The sequence below is a fragment of the Megasphaera sp. UPII 135-E genome, from assembly GCF_000221545.1.
In the GTDB taxonomy this organism is placed as follows: domain Bacteria; phylum Bacillota; class Negativicutes; order Veillonellales; family Megasphaeraceae; genus Megasphaera; species Megasphaera hutchinsoni.
The window spans coordinates 37,423-54,102 of the sequence record NZ_AFUG01000038.1 but is presented as its reverse complement, the minus strand read 5'-3'; the positions used below and the strand labels follow the sequence as shown (position 1 = coordinate 54,102).

At 37.5% G+C, this 16,680-nt stretch carries 16 protein-coding genes, 3 tRNA genes and 1 riboswitch; of the genes, 4 read left to right on the top strand and 15 right to left on the bottom strand.

Annotated elements, in window-relative coordinates:
- Positions 1 to 47: 47 nt before the first annotated feature.
- A complete protein-coding gene (gene thiC, locus HMPREF1040_RS06005; protein WP_007392998.1) occupies positions 48 to 1,346 on the bottom strand; it encodes a phosphomethylpyrimidine synthase ThiC in 1,299 nt (432 codons plus the stop codon).
- A gap of 50 nt (positions 1,347 to 1,396) precedes the next feature.
- Positions 1,397 to 1,495, bottom strand: a riboswitch (TPP riboswitch).
- Positions 1,496 to 1,626: 131 nt separating this feature from the next.
- Here thiC and HMPREF1040_RS06000 point away from each other — a divergent pair.
- Positions 1,627 to 2,328 carry an SIMPL domain-containing protein gene (locus HMPREF1040_RS06000; RefSeq protein WP_007393018.1) on the top strand — a complete coding sequence of 234 codons (702 nt, stop codon included), beginning with the start codon at positions 1,627 to 1,629 and terminating at the stop codon, positions 2,326 to 2,328.
- Positions 2,329 to 2,535: 207 nt separating this feature from the next.
- On the opposite strand, the gene HMPREF1040_RS05995 is transcribed toward HMPREF1040_RS06000, so the two are convergent.
- The 5 genes from HMPREF1040_RS05995 to HMPREF1040_RS05975 all read right to left on the bottom strand — a co-directional run bounded on the left by HMPREF1040_RS05995 (position 2,536) and on the right by HMPREF1040_RS05975 (position 7,591).
- Positions 2,536 to 3,777, bottom strand: a complete 1,242-nt coding sequence (locus HMPREF1040_RS05995) for an S-layer homology domain-containing protein (RefSeq protein ID WP_007393006.1) — start codon at positions 3,775 to 3,777, stop codon at positions 2,536 to 2,538.
- 344 nt (positions 3,778 to 4,121) lie between these two features.
- Complete coding sequence (locus HMPREF1040_RS05990) at positions 4,122 to 4,319, bottom strand: twin-arginine translocase TatA/TatE family subunit (protein ID WP_007393034.1); 198 nt, start codon at positions 4,317 to 4,319, stop codon at positions 4,122 to 4,124.
- A 25-nt stretch (positions 4,320 to 4,344) separates the two neighbouring features.
- Positions 4,345 to 5,091, bottom strand: coding sequence for a TIGR03943 family protein (locus tag HMPREF1040_RS05985; protein ID WP_007393003.1), 747 nt, complete (start codon positions 5,089 to 5,091; stop codon positions 4,345 to 4,347).
- Positions 5,088 to 6,665 carry a permease gene (locus tag HMPREF1040_RS05980; RefSeq protein ID WP_036257794.1) on the bottom strand — a complete coding sequence of 526 codons (1,578 nt, stop codon included), beginning with the start codon at positions 6,663 to 6,665 and terminating at the stop codon, positions 5,088 to 5,090. The genes HMPREF1040_RS05985 and HMPREF1040_RS05980 overlap by 4 nt, the downstream gene beginning before the upstream one ends.
- A complete protein-coding gene (locus tag HMPREF1040_RS05975; protein WP_036257815.1) occupies positions 6,662 to 7,591 on the bottom strand; it encodes a GTP-binding protein in 930 nt (309 codons plus the stop codon). The genes HMPREF1040_RS05980 and HMPREF1040_RS05975 overlap by 4 nt, the downstream gene beginning before the upstream one ends.
- Positions 7,592 to 7,731: 140 nt before the next feature.
- Between HMPREF1040_RS05975 and HMPREF1040_RS05970 the strand changes: the two genes are divergently transcribed.
- The 3 genes from HMPREF1040_RS05970 to HMPREF1040_RS05960 all read left to right on the top strand — a co-directional run bounded on the left by HMPREF1040_RS05970 (position 7,732) and on the right by HMPREF1040_RS05960 (position 7,976).
- Positions 7,732 to 7,808: transfer RNA gene (locus HMPREF1040_RS05970), tRNA-Pro, on the top strand.
- Between the two features lie 9 nt (positions 7,809 to 7,817).
- Positions 7,818 to 7,891, top strand: a tRNA-Gly gene (locus tag HMPREF1040_RS05965).
- Between the two features lie 8 nt (positions 7,892 to 7,899).
- Positions 7,900 to 7,976 (top strand) — tRNA-Arg (locus HMPREF1040_RS05960).
- A 98-nt stretch (positions 7,977 to 8,074) separates the two neighbouring features.
- Here HMPREF1040_RS05960 and HMPREF1040_RS05955 read toward each other — a convergent pair.
- The 9 genes from HMPREF1040_RS05955 to purF all read right to left on the bottom strand — a co-directional run bounded on the left by HMPREF1040_RS05955 (position 8,075) and on the right by purF (position 16,657).
- Positions 8,075 to 8,761, bottom strand: a complete 687-nt coding sequence (locus HMPREF1040_RS05955) for an HAD family hydrolase (RefSeq protein ID WP_007393036.1) — start codon at positions 8,759 to 8,761, stop codon at positions 8,075 to 8,077.
- Between the two features lie 28 nt (positions 8,762 to 8,789).
- The gene (locus HMPREF1040_RS05950; protein ID WP_007393031.1) at positions 8,790 to 9,989 is read right to left on the bottom strand and encodes an acetate/propionate family kinase; all 1,200 of its coding nucleotides are present in this window, start codon (positions 9,987 to 9,989) and stop codon (positions 8,790 to 8,792) included.
- A gap of 27 nt (positions 9,990 to 10,016) precedes the next feature.
- Positions 10,017 to 10,553, bottom strand: a complete 537-nt coding sequence (locus HMPREF1040_RS05945) for a hypothetical protein (RefSeq protein ID WP_007393014.1) — start codon at positions 10,551 to 10,553, stop codon at positions 10,017 to 10,019.
- A 303-nt stretch (positions 10,554 to 10,856) separates the two neighbouring features.
- Positions 10,857 to 11,474 (bottom strand): ECF transporter S component, encoded by a 618-nt coding sequence (locus HMPREF1040_RS05940; RefSeq protein WP_007392996.1) that lies wholly within the window; start codon positions 11,472 to 11,474, stop codon positions 10,857 to 10,859.
- Between the two features lie 209 nt (positions 11,475 to 11,683).
- Entirely contained in the window at positions 11,684 to 12,967 is a 1,284-nt protein-coding gene (gene purD / locus HMPREF1040_RS05935; protein WP_007393019.1) for a phosphoribosylamine--glycine ligase, read from the bottom strand.
- On the bottom strand, positions 12,964 to 13,569 hold the full coding sequence (locus HMPREF1040_RS05930) for an IMP cyclohydrolase (protein WP_007393039.1): 606 nt from the start codon (positions 13,567 to 13,569) through the stop codon (positions 12,964 to 12,966). Before HMPREF1040_RS05930 ends, purD begins: the two co-directional genes overlap by 4 nt.
- Before the next feature lie 11 nt (positions 13,570 to 13,580).
- Positions 13,581 to 14,192: a phosphoribosylglycinamide formyltransferase gene (gene purN / locus HMPREF1040_RS05925; RefSeq protein WP_007393040.1), complete on the bottom strand. Its 612-nt coding sequence runs from the start codon at positions 14,190 to 14,192 to the stop codon at positions 13,581 to 13,583.
- Complete coding sequence (gene purM / locus HMPREF1040_RS05920) at positions 14,185 to 15,246, bottom strand: phosphoribosylformylglycinamidine cyclo-ligase (RefSeq protein ID WP_176604713.1); 1,062 nt, start codon at positions 15,244 to 15,246, stop codon at positions 14,185 to 14,187. Before purM ends, purN begins: the two co-directional genes overlap by 8 nt.
- Positions 15,239 to 16,657, bottom strand: coding sequence for an amidophosphoribosyltransferase (gene purF, locus HMPREF1040_RS05915; RefSeq protein WP_007393038.1), 1,419 nt, complete (start codon positions 16,655 to 16,657; stop codon positions 15,239 to 15,241). The genes purM and purF overlap by 8 nt, the downstream gene beginning before the upstream one ends.
- Positions 16,658 to 16,680 lie beyond the last annotated feature (23 nt).

Below are 16,680 nucleotides of genomic sequence, written 5' to 3'. Positions count from 1 at the left end.
CATGCTCATAGCTTTTTTAAATCGTTTTTTTACTTCTTTGTAATATATTAACGTAATGTTATATCTTCACCATTTAATATCTTTTTCATCGTCTTCGCTGGGCACATAGCACCACACATAGTACAGGTTCCTTCACATTCAGGTTTGCTTGATTCATAATAAGCACGTGCTTTTTCTGGATCAATCGATAACGGGATCATCGTATCAAAATCCACGGCTACCCGTGCCTTACTCATAGCATCATCCCAAGCCTGAGCACCAGGAATACCTTTTGCTAAATCTGCAGCATGAGCAGCAATACGTGCCGCAATAATTCCTTCTTTAACATCATTTACATCAGGCAAACGTAAATGTTCGGCAGGCGTTACATAGCAAAGAAAATCAGCCCCACAAGAAGCAGCAATAGCTCCCCCGATAGCACTCGTAATATGATCATACCCTGGTGCAATATCGGTGACCAATGGACCTAACACATAAAAAGGTGCACCATGGCAAAGTCGTTTTTCTAATCGCATATTTGCAGCAATTTCATTTAAAACCATATGCCCAGGACCTTCAATCATCACTTGTACATTATGTTCCCATGCTCGTTTAGTAAGTTCTCCTAACGTAATTAATTCTTCAATTTGTGCCGCATCTGTTGCATCATGCGTACACCCTGGACGACAGGCATCCCCTAAACTCAAAGTAACATCGTAGGCTTCACAAATATCTAACAATCTATCGTAATATTCATAAAATGGATTTTCCTGATTATTCATCTCCATCCAAGCAAATAAAAGAGAGCCTCCCCGTGATACGATGTTAGTTAAACGAGGATTCTTTTTTATACGATCTGCCGTTTTTAAATTCATCCCACAATGAATTGTCATAAAATCGACCCCATCTTCAGCATGCTGCTGAACAACAGAAAAAAATTCTTCTACGCTAATTTCTTTTAAATCCTTGTCCAACATTCCTACTGCATCATACATAGGTACAGTCCCAATCATGGCTGTCGACATATCAATTAATTTGGTTCGAAATTCACGAGTTTTACCGAAATTACTTAAATCCATAATCGCTTCAGCTTTGAGTTCAATCGCATTACGTACTTTTTGCAGTTCTTCTTCGTGATTATTGTGTTCTGGTGATACGCCAAGATTTACATTAATTTTTGTACGACAGTCTTGCCCAATCGCCTCTGGTGACAAGCTAGTATGATTTTTGTTTGCAGGAATTACCACTTTTCCACTAGCAATAAGACTACGTAATTTTTCCACATCCATCTGTTCTTTTTTTGCAACAATTTTCATTTGTGGAGTAATAATTCCTTTTCGTGCTGCATCCATTTGTGTTGTATACATCTTGCTAACCTCCCCATTAATATAAAAAAGCTCACCCGACATAGGTGAGCTAATTACCAATTTCGCTTCCCTACGACGGCATTATCCGTATCAGGTACAAGGGTCAAATTTCTCATTTTCTCAGCCATATGGCTCCCCTAGCTTTTACACTTGCATACATATATGATATATTATATTTTTTTACAATCGTATTGTCAATAAAAATATATCTTTTATACATATTGCGTATCAAAATTATTCAGTGATATAATAAAATCAAAATATTTTTAAGGAGGATTTTATGAAAAAAATACAAATGAAACACCTGTTTTTCTCTCTCATTGTAGCAAGTATCATGGGAATAACCAATGCCTTTGCAGCCACTCCCACTATGCCAAGTGAAGTGCATGTGATCGGTTATGCGGAAAAAGAAATCATCCCTGATACCGCCTACATTTCTGTAGGCGTAGAAACAACGGGTACAACCCCCATTGCCGCACAAAAAGAAAATAATTCCCTCATGACTAAATTATATAATTGTGCTGTGTCATTTGGTCTAGCTAATACAGATATGAAAACAGAACAATTTTCTATTTATCCAAATTATGATGAAAAAGGAACACACATTGTTTCCTATACCGTTACCAATACGCTACGTCTAAAACTTCACAATTTAAAGCATATTTCCCCGTTACTGACACAATTAACCGAACAGGGAGCCAACAAAATACATAGTATTTCTTTTACAAGTGAACATATCGATCAAATACAATTAACGTTGCTACAAGAAGCGATTAAAAATGGTAAAAAAATAGCAGAAGTCGCTGCCCAAGCAGCAGATAAACAAGTCGGCAGCATTAAAGAAATAACTATATCGGATTTTCCCACCTCCCAACGTATCATGATGCGTAATGTTGATGCCCTATCAGCTAGCACTGCCCCTCTTGAACCAGGGAAAAATACTATACGACGCCAAGTTTCGCTAATATTTTATTTACAATAAAGTAAGTACTACTACCACCCGTCCTACCGATGATAACATGTTCTCATGTTCTAACGAAAAAATATTCCTACCCAGTGGGTAGGAATATTTTTTTTACGACATTCCCTTATCTATACAAGTATAATCAATCGTTCCTAAAATAAATTTTTCCCACAAAAAAACTGACCTTCCATATTAGAAGGTCAGTTTTTGTTTAACTTGATCTAATTAAAATGTAAATACAAGTTGTGCCCGTGTTTCTTCATTTAATTTAGCATCTTTATCTGACTTTTTCTTAGAACTGAAAGATTGCATTGCTTGTAATTTTACATTCTTAGCTAAAACATAATCTACGCCAACACCCCAAGAACGAACATCAGATACCAACGTTCCATCTCTCCAAGAGCTGCTATTTACGTCTAAAGCGAATTTATCAGCATTTAAATATTCAACCCATACATCCCAAGATTGTGGCGTTACTGCATCAGCATAGCCATACTGTACTTTACCGCTCCAGAAGTCAGCACGTTTACTATCTTTTTTATCTTCTTTTAATGATTCATAATTAGCAGAAACAGTAATATTATTTCCTGCATTGATTTTAGCAAATGCACCTAATGCACGATAATTATTGTCATGTCCCCCTGGAATATTCATTACATTTGCGTGGTATACGCCAACAGAAGACATATCACCAAAGAATCCTTCTAACTGTTGGAAAGAAACTTTACGATTTGTTACATCATCTTCTTTAAATTTACCAAAACCAGCCGTAGCTACGATGTCATTGCCACCATAAGTAAGCGTTACGCCATCAGCAGCACCATCATAGAAATACCCTTGACCAAAGGTAAAATCTTGACGACCTACAACAACATTGATATTTTTAGGAAGGTTTACACTGACATTTGCTTTTTTCGTAACCGCACGAGCTTCATCAGCTTTCTTGCTATCGCCAAAATTTCCGGAATATTCAATGCCATAGTTTACAGTTACATTGTCATTAACAGCTGCTTCCGCATTTAAAGCGACTTTAGCATCATAAGAGCTATCCTTTTCATGTTTCTTATTGTCTTTAATGTGAATATAACGTACACGTGCATCACCCGTTAATTTTACATTACCTACGTTTTCTTCTAAATTCGATACACGAACACCCAAGTTATTCAATTCAGCAGCAAATTCTTGTGCCAACTTATTGATAACAGCACGTTGTTGTGCATTGGCACGTTGTGCATGTGCCATTGCTTTTGCTGTGATTTCAGCAGCTTCATACCGAGTAATATTACGGTTTCCTTGGAAATGTGTCCCATCTACACCCTGGATAATACCTGCATTAGCAATGCTTACTACAGATTTGTATGCCCAGCTATCTGCCGGTACATCAACAAACGGATTAGCTGCGAAAGCACATGTAGCACCAACTGCCATAGTTGCGACGAGAGCCGCGAGTACTTTTGACTTTTTCATAGTTAAAACTCCTTTATATAAATACTTACGTCTGTTATATAAAAGATTCCTTTCATCCTTACAAAGACGAGTTTTCCTTGTTTCCTCTCTTTGTATAATAAGACATACTCGGTATCTTTTCTAAATATTCTTGACGTAAAAGAATATTTATTAGCATTATGTTATCATTTTTATATAAAAATAGCAAGCATTAATTTAAAAATTTATTCTTCCATCCTATTTAATTGTTTATAATTAATAATTATTTTCAAATTACTTTTCTGATCAAAAGAAATTCACCTGTGTTTACTAGATATATACACTTATATAAATGTATACAATTTATTTTCTAAACTATCTAGCGTTCAATCTTTGTTTTCTTCTGTCGATACCCCATCTTTCTCTTTCATTTCTCCCTCATTGTCATCTTTTTTATTTACTTCTTCTTTAAATTCTCGCAAACTCATCCCCAACGCTTTACCTAAGCCACTCACTTTTTTGCCTCCAAATAAAATTAAAACAATTATCAAAATAATAATTAATTCTTGTGCTCCTAAATGCATAACTCTCGCTCCTTTCACTGTATGCTTACGGATAAATAAATCCTTCTACTTTTTTAGCTGGTGTAATTTCATCAATATGAATAACTGGTTGCATCAATCCATGCCAAGCCCGTTTTGTAACCGTTCCTTTTATAGCAACCCACTGATATTCTTGCCAGTGTTTAGGTCCTTCATAATGACAAGTAATACCAAAAGGAGTAACATCATTAATACAGCAAAACATTAAATAACGTGCAATAGTAAAATCATTTCCCGTTAACATTTCATCATCATAAGATACAAAACCGACTGCATATACAGTGTATCCTTGGTACATGTCTAAATTTTTAGTCAGTTCTAAATCAGCATCATAAAAATGTTTTGTATTCATAATAATCATACGATTATGATTATCAATCGTTATATGTGTTTGTCCATCAAAATCAATACCAAAGGGATGCGTTGATGCTTGCGGTGCATCTTGCATAGTTCCAATAATTTGTTTTGTATACGGTTCTTCTCCTAAAAGTAAAGGTCCCGTAATTAAGACAAGGGGTATCCAAATCCACAAACAAGCTTGATAAGATTGCTTATAAGAGACCTCTTTTCTACGCCATAGAGTCATTATCCCCCAAACTAAAAAAACAATAATAGATATACATACAAGGGGCAAAATACGTGGTGTAATAAACATTTTATACGTTCCTTGGATGACAAATATGCTTAATACAACCGCTAAAAGGATAAATAACATACCCTCTATCACTAATTGTAAATTCCAGCGTTTCATCATAACACCACACTTCCTGTAATCACCGCAAAGGCAAAGGAAAAAACAAAACAAGCCAATAATAAGGAAATAAGAAGTCGATATACAAATGCTTTAGGAAAAAGCGACGTTAGAACAAAAAAATTTTTAACATCCATCATCGGACCAAAGACCAAAAATGCTAATATACCAGGCAAAGGAATATTAGAACTCATATTGCGAGCAATCATCGCATCAGCCGTAGAACAAATAGATAGAACAAAAGCTAAAGCGATCATCAATTCAATGGTCATCGCTAAATTTCCCGTTAAAGAATAATATTTCAAGAAATTACCAATATATACTTGAAAAAATGATACAACCAAAGAGGCAATGATAATAAATGGAGCCATGCGAAAAAAATCTTTTCTTGCATTTTCTAAAAAATAAAATACCTTATTGCTTTTTTCTAGTGATTCCAATCTATCTTCCAAAGAAAGTAATCCTTGTCCCCTTCCTACAATCGAATCTAATCCACGATAGTGCAAGAATGATAAACTAACCAAAACAGCAATAATAACCCCTAAAACAAGACGTGCTATGACAACTTGAGGCATCCCAAAAAACGCATACCATGTTGAAAGAATGACAATAGGATTAATAATAGGGCTAGCAAGCATAAATAATAGTGCTGCCGGTAATGGCACGCCTCGCACTAATAGGCTACGGAACACAGGGATTGCCGCACAATCACATACAGGAAATAAAAAACCTCCAACTAAAGCCCAGCCCATAGAAGTAACCAGATTTCCTTGTAACCGTTTTGTAAAAAAAGAACTAGGAATCCACGTTTGCAAAAAGGACGAACAAATAATACCTAGCAGCAAAAATGATAGTGCTTGAATTACCGTTGCCATCCATAACGCCATCGCATATTTTACATTTTCTAATAATGGTATTGATGACACGGAAATCCCTATATAGCAGACAGCCATCCCTACTCCTAGTGCTATTGTTCTACCCGTGATATGCTGATGATCTTTCAATATTTTGTTAATACTACGCCGATCCACTAATGAAGAAACACGTATACACGGTGTATGTGGACATAACTGTTGCAGCCGACTTATCACTGTTTCATCATCGGTTTTAGATATAACTTGCGTCTCCTCTAATTTATCCCACCATAAAATACAATCGGCATTTGCTAATTGAGATTCAACAGCACTTCCGGTTTTTCCTAATAAATGCAAACAATAATTTGTCGTTGTCACAAAATATACCCGCTTAATCTGAAATATATTCACTAAACAAGGGTCGCAAAACAATCGTTCTAAAAGTGTAAAAGAAAGCATCCCATTGTACTCTAACCATACTTCTTGAACATCTTTTCCTTGTACCGCTATAAGCAGCGATTGTGCTACCTCTTCTATATTAGTAGTAGTTAACATCGGTAACATACATATAGGTGTATCTGATTTAGTCCTACCATCTTCCATGGCAACCCGTCCTACACGGGACGAACGAAAAGACAGAATATGATTTATTACACATGTTTTACCCGTACTTAAAAAACCTGTAACCACATATACTGGAATAGGTTCTATAATCCGACTCATCCCTCTTGCCACACTTCTTTCCATTGTTTTTCCGATAATTTCTTACCGATACATGTCAAGAAATTTTCTTTTATATCAATTGGTTTTATCACTATATTAGTACCATTATATTGAATTTCAATATGTCCATCAGGTGTTGGTAATATACCTTTCATCCGTACACATACTTCCGGCATTTGTTGCATGTGCCCTTCTATATATATACGCCATTCCTCTGCCGTTCTAGCTTGTCTCGCATGCCATGTATACGATGAAAATGATATATGTTCGTCATGTATATGGTCATACTCATGACAAGGTGCCGTTTCCAAGGTAATGGGCACCTCGACACTTGCCGCTTGCCCTAAATGTAATACCGTTTGCCATGGAATCTCATCCCATGGTTCTTGATAAATATATGCTGATGAATTATATTTTTTTATTACCGACAATGCTTCTCCTAACGCTTCTCTATTTTGTTCAACATGACTACAAATAATGATATCGCCTGAATGCAATTGATCTTCATAAAATTCCCCAAAATTACGTGCATATAATGCACATGTCTGTATGTCTATGATGGTAATACAGCCTTTAACGGTTACAAGATCAGATAATTCTTTACTTTGACAAGCCATACGTATTTCTGAGGCTTTTCCCACCCCGGATGGTTCAATAAAAATAATATCTACATCTTGTGTTGCCAATACTTCTTTCAAAGACGTTTTAAAATCGCCAGACAAACTACAACAAATACAACCCGAAGTTAATTCCCGTACATGCATCCCTTGTTTTTTTAAAACAGTTGCATCAAAACTAACTTCGCCAAAATCATTTTCTACAATCATAACCCGTTCTTTTTTATCTAATTGTGCTATAAGATGTTGAATACAAGTTGTCTTACCCGCACCTAAAAAACCTGAAATAATATATATAGGTATGTTCATGAGTAGTATCACCAACTTTTCTTTATATGCTGCCTCATTGTAGCACACAAATTTAACCAATTGCAATGCATATTCCCCTGAAAAATGATAAAAAACTAATTGACAAAAAATAGAATACAAGATATAATAATTTTTGTTGACGGGGCATAGCGCAGTTTGGTAGCGCACTTGGCTTGGGACCAAGGGGTCGCAGGTTCAAATCCTGCTGCTCCGACCAATATTTTATGCGGGTGTAGCTCAATGGTAGAGCGCCAGCCTTCCAAGCTGGTTACGTGGGTTCGATTCCCATCACCCGCTCCATTTATTATGACTCAGTAGCTCAGCTGGATAGAGCAACAGCCTTCTAAGCTGTGGGTCTAGAGTTCGAATCTCTACTGGGTCACCACAAAAACCTTTTAAAAACCTTCTATTTAATGGAAGGTTTTTATTTTATAGTGAAAAATAAAAAAACTTCAAGAAAACTCTTCTTGAAGTTTTTTTATACTATACTTGCAGCAACGAAATAAACGTGTCTACATCAGGTAATTCCGGTAATACTGCCCATGGTTCACACGCAGCAAGAACATCATACGAATAATGTCCCGTTGCTACCGCAATAGTCTTTGCACCAATAGCTTTTCCGCATTGTATATCATACGGTGTATCACCAATGACATACACTTCTGCAATTTCATCGCCCCACTGCTTTTCTGCAATTTTTCGTGCATGTTGTGCTAAATCATTGCGATAATAAAAATGAAAAGCAAATCCCGAATGCACAAAGTCAAAATATTTATCTAACCCAAAATAAGATAGCTTTAATTTTGCACCGATGGAACTATTCCCCGTTAACAATAGTTGCTTAACTTGAGGCTTATGATGCAAGGCCTCTAAAATAGGCGGTACCGCCTTAAAAATAGTCCCTTCCTTTCCCGTTCGTTGCAACCATTTCAATAAAGCCGCTTCGTATTGCCGACAAAAAGACTGGACTTCCTCTTCTGTTGGCATAATCCCCGTCGACTTGTACAACACTTGCTGACAAATATAATTATCCGTGCGTCCGCCTGCCTCAATTCGCGGCAGATGCACCTTTGGGCCCTTACACTGTCGAAATACTTCTAGCACTGCATGCATTCCCGCAACACCTGTATTAATAAGGGTTCCATCAATATCCCAATATACGATATTCATCTTGTACCTCTGCCGCTAAGATCGGCTATTACTTCGTCTGCGAAACAATATCACGCGTATCCCGAGCAATCATAATTTCTTCATTTGTCGGAATGACATATAATTTTACGGTAGAATCATCCGTACTAATCAACGCGTTTTTGCCACGTACATCATTACGTTTTTCGTCTAATTTTGCTCCTAAATAAGCTAATCCACGACAAATACCCGCACGATCTTCAATACCATTTTCGCCTACACCTGCTGTAAAGGTAATAACATCTACCCCTTCCATAGCAGCTGCTAACGCACCAATAGCTTTTTGCACTTGATAATGGAACATATCCAATGCTAATTTAGCTCGTTCATTCCCATTTGCTGCGGCTTCCCCTAAATCACGGAAATCACTGGATACACCAGAAATACCAAGTACACCCGATTTTTTATTCATAATCGTATCCATTTCCTTTGCCGATAAACCACGACGTTCCATTTCATGTAATACGATAGCTGGATCAATATCTCCACAACGAGTACCCATTAATACACCGGGCAAAGGAGTAAATCCCATTGTCGTATCTACGCTTTTACCATATTTAATAGCCGCTAACGAAGAACCATTTCCTAAATGGCAGTTGATAATACGCAATTTTTCAACAGGAACTCCCATAACGCGAGCAACTTCACCAGCAACATAACGATGGCTCGTGCCATGAAAACCGTAACGGCGAATACCATCTTCTTTATAAAATTCATAAGGAACACCATACATAAATGCCTTTGCGGGCATAGTTTGATGGAATGCTGTATCAAAAACACCAACTTGAACAACATTAGGCATAATCGCCTGGCAAGCTTTAATACCAATAATATTAGGCGGATTATGAAGTGGGGCCATATCTACGCATTCATCCAATGCCTGCATCACTTCATCTGTAATTAATGTAGAGCAAGCAAATTTTTCACCACCATGAACAACACGATGTCCTACGGCATCAATAGCATCCATAGAAGTAATAACACCACAGTCTTTATCTGTCAAAATGTTTAATACCAATTGAACAGCGACATTATGATCGGGAATAGGTTGATTAATAACCTTTTTCTGATCTTTCCATTTATGGGTTAAAACACCCTCTGCCAATCCAATGCGTTCTACTAACCCTTTTGCCATTACTTCTTCATTCTTCATGTCTATCAATTGATATTTTAACGAAGAACTACCACAATTTACGACCAATATGATCATTACCTGTACCCTCTTTCGTTCATCTAATTATTGTATGTGACCAAAGACACGATCAATAGCTTCTTTCCCGATGTTATCACCTTGACGATATACATATTGAATGTGCCATACTTGGTCTTTATCTTCAAAGAAGAGACTTTGCATCACAATACGGATTTTTTCATCCTTACGAAGTTGATTATAATGACATATCAATTCGCGTCCAGACCGATTACCAATATTGATTTGCCTACTCTTCATTTGTAGATCTGAAATATCTTCCGCCTGTGAAAGTGCTAACACCACGTTATCAATGGTTTGATCAACTGTCGTCGCTGTTTTAGGTTCAGCTAATGCAATGATGGTCATACGCTTATCTTCGCCACCATACAATACACCTGGATCTGATTTGCGCTGTATCCGCCCTAAATCAAAAGGACTTTGCATATACAATTCAGATGAGCCTACTTTTAATTGTACTGTACCAAAACTATATGTTTCTAATACAGATGCATTGCCGCATCCAGCCACAATAGCTGCTGTTCCAATTAAAATAATTGCTTGTTTCCAAGATTTCCACTTCATAACCTTCACCTATTTTTCTTTCTACAGACTCTTTTTAGTATATCATATTCACTGTCTATAATAAATATTTTTATTAATTTTTTTCATCATTTCTTGTCCGTTATAAATTTCTACCATCACTTCCTACCATCATATTTATTATCCCACTACTACCGCTCTTTTTTTACACGTTTCTAAAAGGGATAACACAAAAATTTCTAAAATACAACCCCTCTTTACTTTTTATCAAGCAAAGAGGGGTCCTATTCGGTTACTAATTTTTCGTGTATAAGTAACGATATTCCATATGTAACCCATTCATTTCTATTTTCTTACTACCCGCTGTAACACCGTTACTACAGATGCCGTAATAAAGGCCGAAATCAAAGCTTCTGGTAATCCATTCATCGCACAAATCCCAATGATAATATCCGCTACATGTGCAACAGGAATATGTCGAACTTCGGCAAAATGCTTAGCATATAATAAAAAGATACCTCCCATAACACCAATGGTATTAATAGCCGAACCAATAAATCCAGCAATTGCCAAGCTTAGTAAATTTTGTCGAATAAGCTTACGAATTCCTACATACGTATAATAAGCACCGACAGCAATTAAAATCCGTGGAAGGATCGAAATAAGTGGATTTAATAAAGCAAAAGATAATACAACAGGCGATGTGATTGCCTGAATAATGCTAAAACAACCAAATAAAAATCCAACCATTATGCCTACCCGCGGTCCAGCCAAAACAGCCCCAATAATAACAGGTACATGTAATATGGTTGCTTTCATCATCGGTAAAGGAATAAAACCATAACCCGTTACTCCCAATAAGACAGTAATGCCTGCCAGCATACCAATGATGGTTAATTCCTGAGTCGTAAATAAAGCCTTTTTTACGGGTACCGTGAATGAATCACCCGAATATTTATTCATTCTTTTTCCTCCGTTCTCGTTCTTGTACAGATACAAGTCGTTATAATCAAACATACCACTAACATTGCGGTCTCGCTTTATGCCAACCAACTATAACAATGCTTCGTATTTATGCCAAATGTATTATAACATAACCAAATGTACTTGCCCATAGAAAAACAAGAAAAAGTGAAAAAAAGAACAATTCTATGCCTAGGATGTGTTATTTGCTAAAACAAATCCTTCTTAGTAAGATGTTGCAACCCCTTATATGCAATGTCTTTACGATATTGCATACCTGCAAAATTAATTTTATCAACTGCTTGATAAGCTTTTATAACCGCTTCTTTTAAATCCATTCCCGTTGCGGTAACCCCTATCACGCGTCCGCCATTTGTCACAAAAGTCTGTTCTTTTTTTTTCGTACCCGAATGGAAAACAAGCACATCATGAATTTCATTCAGTCCATGAATAACATCCCCCTTATGAGAGGTAGCCGGATAACCGCTAGAAGCCATCATAACACAACAAGCAGCACCTTTTTGCCATGTGACTTGTTTAGCATCGACCGTTCCTACTGCACAATCATACATAATTTGTGCCAAATCTCCTGTCAGCAAAGGTAATATAGCCTGTGTTTCGGGATCACCAAAACGACAATTAAATTCAACTACCTTTGGTCCCTCTTTAGTAATCATTAACCCCGCATATAAACAACCTCGATAGGTAATTCCTTCTTGGTGTAATGCTTGTAATGTTGGGTATAAAATGCGTTCTTTTACTAATTTCATCAGGTCTACAGTCAATATAGGTGCGGGTGCATATGCGCCCATCCCCCCTGTATTCGGTCCTTTATCATGATCAAATATACGCTTATGATCTTGAGCAGAAATAAGAGGCACTACCTGTGTACCATCTACAAAAGATAATACACTTACCTCTTCGCCTTCCATGCACTCTTCTATCACAACCTTAACCCCTGCAGCGCCAAATTCTTTTTCTGCAAGCATACGTGAAACGGCTTGAATTGCCTCCGTTGTCGTCTGGGCAACGACTACCCCTTTTCCTGCCGCCAATCCATCCGCTTTAATTACAATAGGTGCACCTTGCTTAAGAATATACTTCTTCGCACTTTCTAAATCCGTAAACACTTCATATGCGGCCGTAGGAATCCCATATTTTTTCATCAATGCTTTAGCAAATGCCTTCGAGCCTTCTAACTGCGCTGCTTTTTTATTCGGTCCAAATACAGGAATACCTACGGCTTGCAAACAATCGGTTATCCCCTGTGTCAATGGTCCTTCTGGCCCAATAACAACAAGATCCACTTTTTTCTCTTGACAAATGTTTACCATTTCATCGAGGTTATTATTTTCCACGGGCACACAAGTAGCGAGTGCTTGCATTGCATCATTTCCAGGAATAGCATAAATTGATTCTACTTGTTTACTTTTTGATAATGCATAAACAATGGCATGTTCTCGACCACCACTACCAATAACTGCTATTTTCATTCTATGCCTTCCTTTCTTACTACCTCTTGTAAATACGTAGCAATAGCTGTATCATATGCCGCTGTATGAGCAAACGCTTCACGGGCTAATTTCAATCGATAGGCATCAGAAAAAACACCATCCCTTTGCAAAATAGAAATGCATTCGGCATATTGCTTGGGATTTGTAATAACCGCTACATAGGCATTATTTTTAGCCGCTGCACGGACCATACAAGGACCTCCAATATCAATCTGTTCAATCGCATCAACTAATGTAATACCCTCTTTTTGTATGGTTTCCTCAAAAGGATATAAATTAACTACCACCATATCAATAGGAATAATATCATATTTTTTCATTTCTTCCTGATCACGAATATGATCACGCCGTGCTAAAATAGCCCCATGAATCTTGGGATGTAACGTTTTAACACGATCATCCATCATTTCAGGAAAACCCGTTACATCGGATACGGAAATAACAGGCACCCCCTGTTCTTTTAATAACCGAAAGGTTCCTCCCGTAGAAAGGATTTCAATTCCCATTTTAGTAAGCGCCTGTCCCAATGCAACAATTCCCGTTTTATCCGATACACTTAGTAATGCTCGCTTTATTCTCATCCCTCTACCTCCTATTTTCGATGTACTACACGCGATTCACAAATTTCTAATTGATCATTACAAAATAACGATACGGCATGAACAAAAGCAAGATGTTCTTTAACCAAAATACGATTTGCCAATGTATCTTCTGTATCTGTTTCATATACAGGAACCGTTTCTTGCGTAATAATGGGTCCATCGTCCATCGCAGGCGTAACAAAATGAACCGTACAACCAGCAACTTTTACACCCGCCTCAAGTGCCTGCCGTTGTGCATGTAACCCCTTAAATGATGGCAATAAAGAAGGATGGATATTAATAATTCTACCTTCATATGCACGTACAAAATCTGCATCCAATATTCGCATAAAACCAGCTAAACAAATTAAATCGGGATGCAACGCATCAACCTGCATTTTTATTTTTTTATTAAACTCCCCTTTTGTAGGATATTCCTTTCTATCAACAAGAAAAAATGGAATATCCCATTCTTTCTCTTTTTGGCGGATCTGTGCTTGCGGTATATCACAAATAAGTCCGACGGGAATCCCATTAATACGACCATCTTGCATCGCTTCATACAAAGCACTCGCATTTGAGCCTCGTCCTGAAGCCAATAAAAGCACCTTTTTTTTAGTCATTAAAAAGTCCTCCCTCTAAAACAACAGGCACATCGCTTTCTCTGACTTCTCCTATTATATACGCTGCTTCATGTTGAGCCGCTAACCATTCACGAATGGGACCAGCATCTTCTGGTGAAACGACCAAAATCATACCAATTCCCATATTAAATGTGCGATACATTTCTCTTACAGCAACATTTCCCCAATTTTGTAATAATGTAAAAATAGGCAATACAGGCCACGCTGTGGTATCAATGACTACACCTAATTGGTTTGGTAATATGCGGGGAATATTTTCATAAAATCCGCCTCCCGTGATATGTACCATTCCCTTTATCGTGTATTTCTTTAAAAGCGGTAAACATACTTTCGGATACAAACGAGTAGGCGTCAATAATGTTTCTCCCAACGTAGTTCCTAGTTCAGGAATGTTTTGATCTAAAGAATAATGCATCCGATCAAAAATTATTTTTCGCACTAATGAGAACCCATTAGAATGTACGCCTGTTGAAGGAAGCCCAATCAATACATCACCAGCCTGTATCGTATTTCCCGTAATTAATTTTTTTCTTTCCACAATACCCACGCCAAAGCCAGCTAAATCATAATCACCTTTCGCATAAAATCCAGCCATTTCCGCCGTTTCGCCACCTAATAAAGCACACCCTGACTCTTTACAAGCTTGAGCGACGCCACGAACAATCGTAGCTACTTGCGTAGGCTCAAGTGCCCCTACAGCAATATAATCCAGGAAAAATAGCGGTTCTGCACCTTGTACTAAAATATCATTTACCGACATAGCAACACAATCTTGCCCCACTGTATCATGTTTTCCCATTTCAATAGCTAGGCGTAATTTAGTGCCAACACCATCAGTACCACTGACTAAAACAGGATCTTCCATCCCCATCTTAGCTAATGAAAACAATCCGCCAAAACCGCCTAAATCACCGATTACTTCTGGACGATAAGTGGCTTTAACAGAATCTTTCATTAATTCAACCGCCTGATTTCCAGCATCAATATTGACTCCGGAAGCAGCATAAGTTAACGCTTCTTGATTATTATTCAAAGGCATATTTTTCTCCTTCCTCCGTAACGACGGGGACAGTTGTAGGATAATGATTATTAAAACAAGCCATACACATAGTATTCGGTAAAATATGATCCATTGCTCGATATAATCCTTCAGGCGAAATAAAATGTAATTTATCTACGCCAATATAAGCTCTTATCTCTTCTTCATTCATACGTGCCGCGATTAATTCTTTTCGTACGGATGTATCAATGCCATAAAAACAGGGATATTTTACAGGTGGAGCAGAAATACATAAGTACACTTCTTTCGCGCCTGCTTCACGCAACATCTTGCAAATAATACCACTCGTTGTTCCGCGTACAATCGAATCATCTACCATGACAATGCGTCGATCTTTTACCACCGATTTGACCACATTTAACTTCATTCTCACCGCTAGTTCTCTTTGTTTTTGATCTGGTTTAATAAAGGTACGTCCCATATATCTATTTTTAATTAACCCATAATTAAATGGAATGCCCGAAGCCATAGAATATCCAATAGCTGCCGTTGTTCCACTATCGGGTACAGAAATTACTAAATCTGCATCATATTGTGTTTCTTTCCACATTTCTTCGCCCATGTTCAAACGAGCCTGATAGACATCTTGCCCATCAATAATACTATCAGGGCGAGCAAAATATATATATTCGAAAGAACATACTTGTTTCGATTGCGGAGCAGTATACATTTGTGAAGTAATTCCACGGTCGTTAATCTTAATATACTCCCCTGGCAAGACATCTCGAACAAACGTAGCATGAATGGCATCTAATGCACAACTTTCTGAAGCAATAACATAACCACCTGATGCCGTTTTGCCGATACAAAGAGGTCGAAAGCCAAAGGGATCGCGTGCTCCATATAAAGCATCTTTCGTCATAAAAACTACTGAATACGCACCTTCAATCCGTCTCAAGCTATCCATCATACGTTCTTCTATCGTTTTTTTGTGACTTCGCGCGACAAGATTAACTATGATTTCACTATCCATTGTCGTTTGAAAGGCTGTCCCGCTTTTATCTAACGCTTCTCTTAACTGTCTCGTATTAGTTAAATTTCCATTGTGTGCTAAAGCGACTTGTCCCATTGAAGTATATACCGCTAATGGCTGTATATTTTGTGGATTATTCGCACCTGTCGTAGAATAACGGACATGTCCAATCCCAATATGTCCAGTTGCCGAAGGAACTCCCTTTTCAAAAACATGACTAATAAGCCCCATTCCACGATGGGTATGGATATTTTCTCCATCATGTAAAGCCATCCCACCACTTTCTTGCCCACGATGTTGTAAAGCAAAAAGCCCCCAATAGATATATTTAGGAATATCTAATTTCGGGTCATAGATACCAAATACACCGCATTCTTCATGCCATTTATCTAAGGTTGGATCGTATAACATACCATTCCTCCATTAATATTATT

Bases quoted from the DNA above. Each gene is read 5' to 3' on its own strand.
- HMPREF1040_RS06000 (WP_007393018.1), top strand. From the start codon at position 1,627: ATGAAAAAAATACAAATGAAACACCTGTTTTTCTCTCTCATTGTAGCA.
- HMPREF1040_RS05945 (WP_007393014.1), bottom strand. From the start codon at position 10,553: ATGAAGTGGAAATCTTGGAAACAAGCAATTATTTTAATTGGAACAGCA.
- HMPREF1040_RS05940 (WP_007392996.1), bottom strand. From the start codon at position 11,474: ATGAATAAATATTCGGGTGATTCATTCACGGTACCCGTAAAAAAGGCT.
- HMPREF1040_RS05995 (WP_007393006.1), bottom strand. From the start codon at position 3,777: ATGAAAAAGTCAAAAGTACTCGCGGCTCTCGTCGCAACTATGGCAGTT.
- purD (WP_007393019.1), bottom strand. From the start codon at position 12,967: ATGAAAATAGCAGTTATTGGTAGTGGTGGTCGAGAACATGCCATTGTT.
- purN (WP_007393040.1), bottom strand. From the start codon at position 14,192: ATGACTAAAAAAAAGGTGCTTTTATTGGCTTCAGGACGAGGCTCAAAT.
- HMPREF1040_RS05985 (WP_007393003.1), bottom strand. From the start codon at position 5,091: ATGATGAAACGCTGGAATTTACAATTAGTGATAGAGGGTATGTTATTT.
- HMPREF1040_RS05975 (WP_036257815.1), bottom strand. From the start codon at position 7,591: ATGAACATACCTATATATATTATTTCAGGTTTTTTAGGTGCGGGTAAG.
- HMPREF1040_RS05980 (WP_036257794.1), bottom strand. From the start codon at position 6,665: ATGAGTCGGATTATAGAACCTATTCCAGTATATGTGGTTACAGGTTTT.
- thiC (WP_007392998.1), bottom strand. From the start codon at position 1,346: ATGTATACAACACAAATGGATGCAGCACGAAAAGGAATTATTACTCCA.
- HMPREF1040_RS05990 (WP_007393034.1), bottom strand. From the start codon at position 4,319: ATGCATTTAGGAGCACAAGAATTAATTATTATTTTGATAATTGTTTTA.
- HMPREF1040_RS05950 (WP_007393031.1), bottom strand. From the start codon at position 9,989: ATGATCATATTGGTCGTAAATTGTGGTAGTTCTTCGTTAAAATATCAA.
- HMPREF1040_RS05930 (WP_007393039.1), bottom strand. From the start codon at position 13,569: ATGAGAATAAAGCGAGCATTACTAAGTGTATCGGATAAAACGGGAATT.
- purF (WP_007393038.1), bottom strand. From the start codon at position 16,657: ATGTTATACGATCCAACCTTAGATAAATGGCATGAAGAATGCGGTGTA.
- HMPREF1040_RS05955 (WP_007393036.1), bottom strand. From the start codon at position 8,761: ATGAATATCGTATATTGGGATATTGATGGAACCCTTATTAATACAGGT.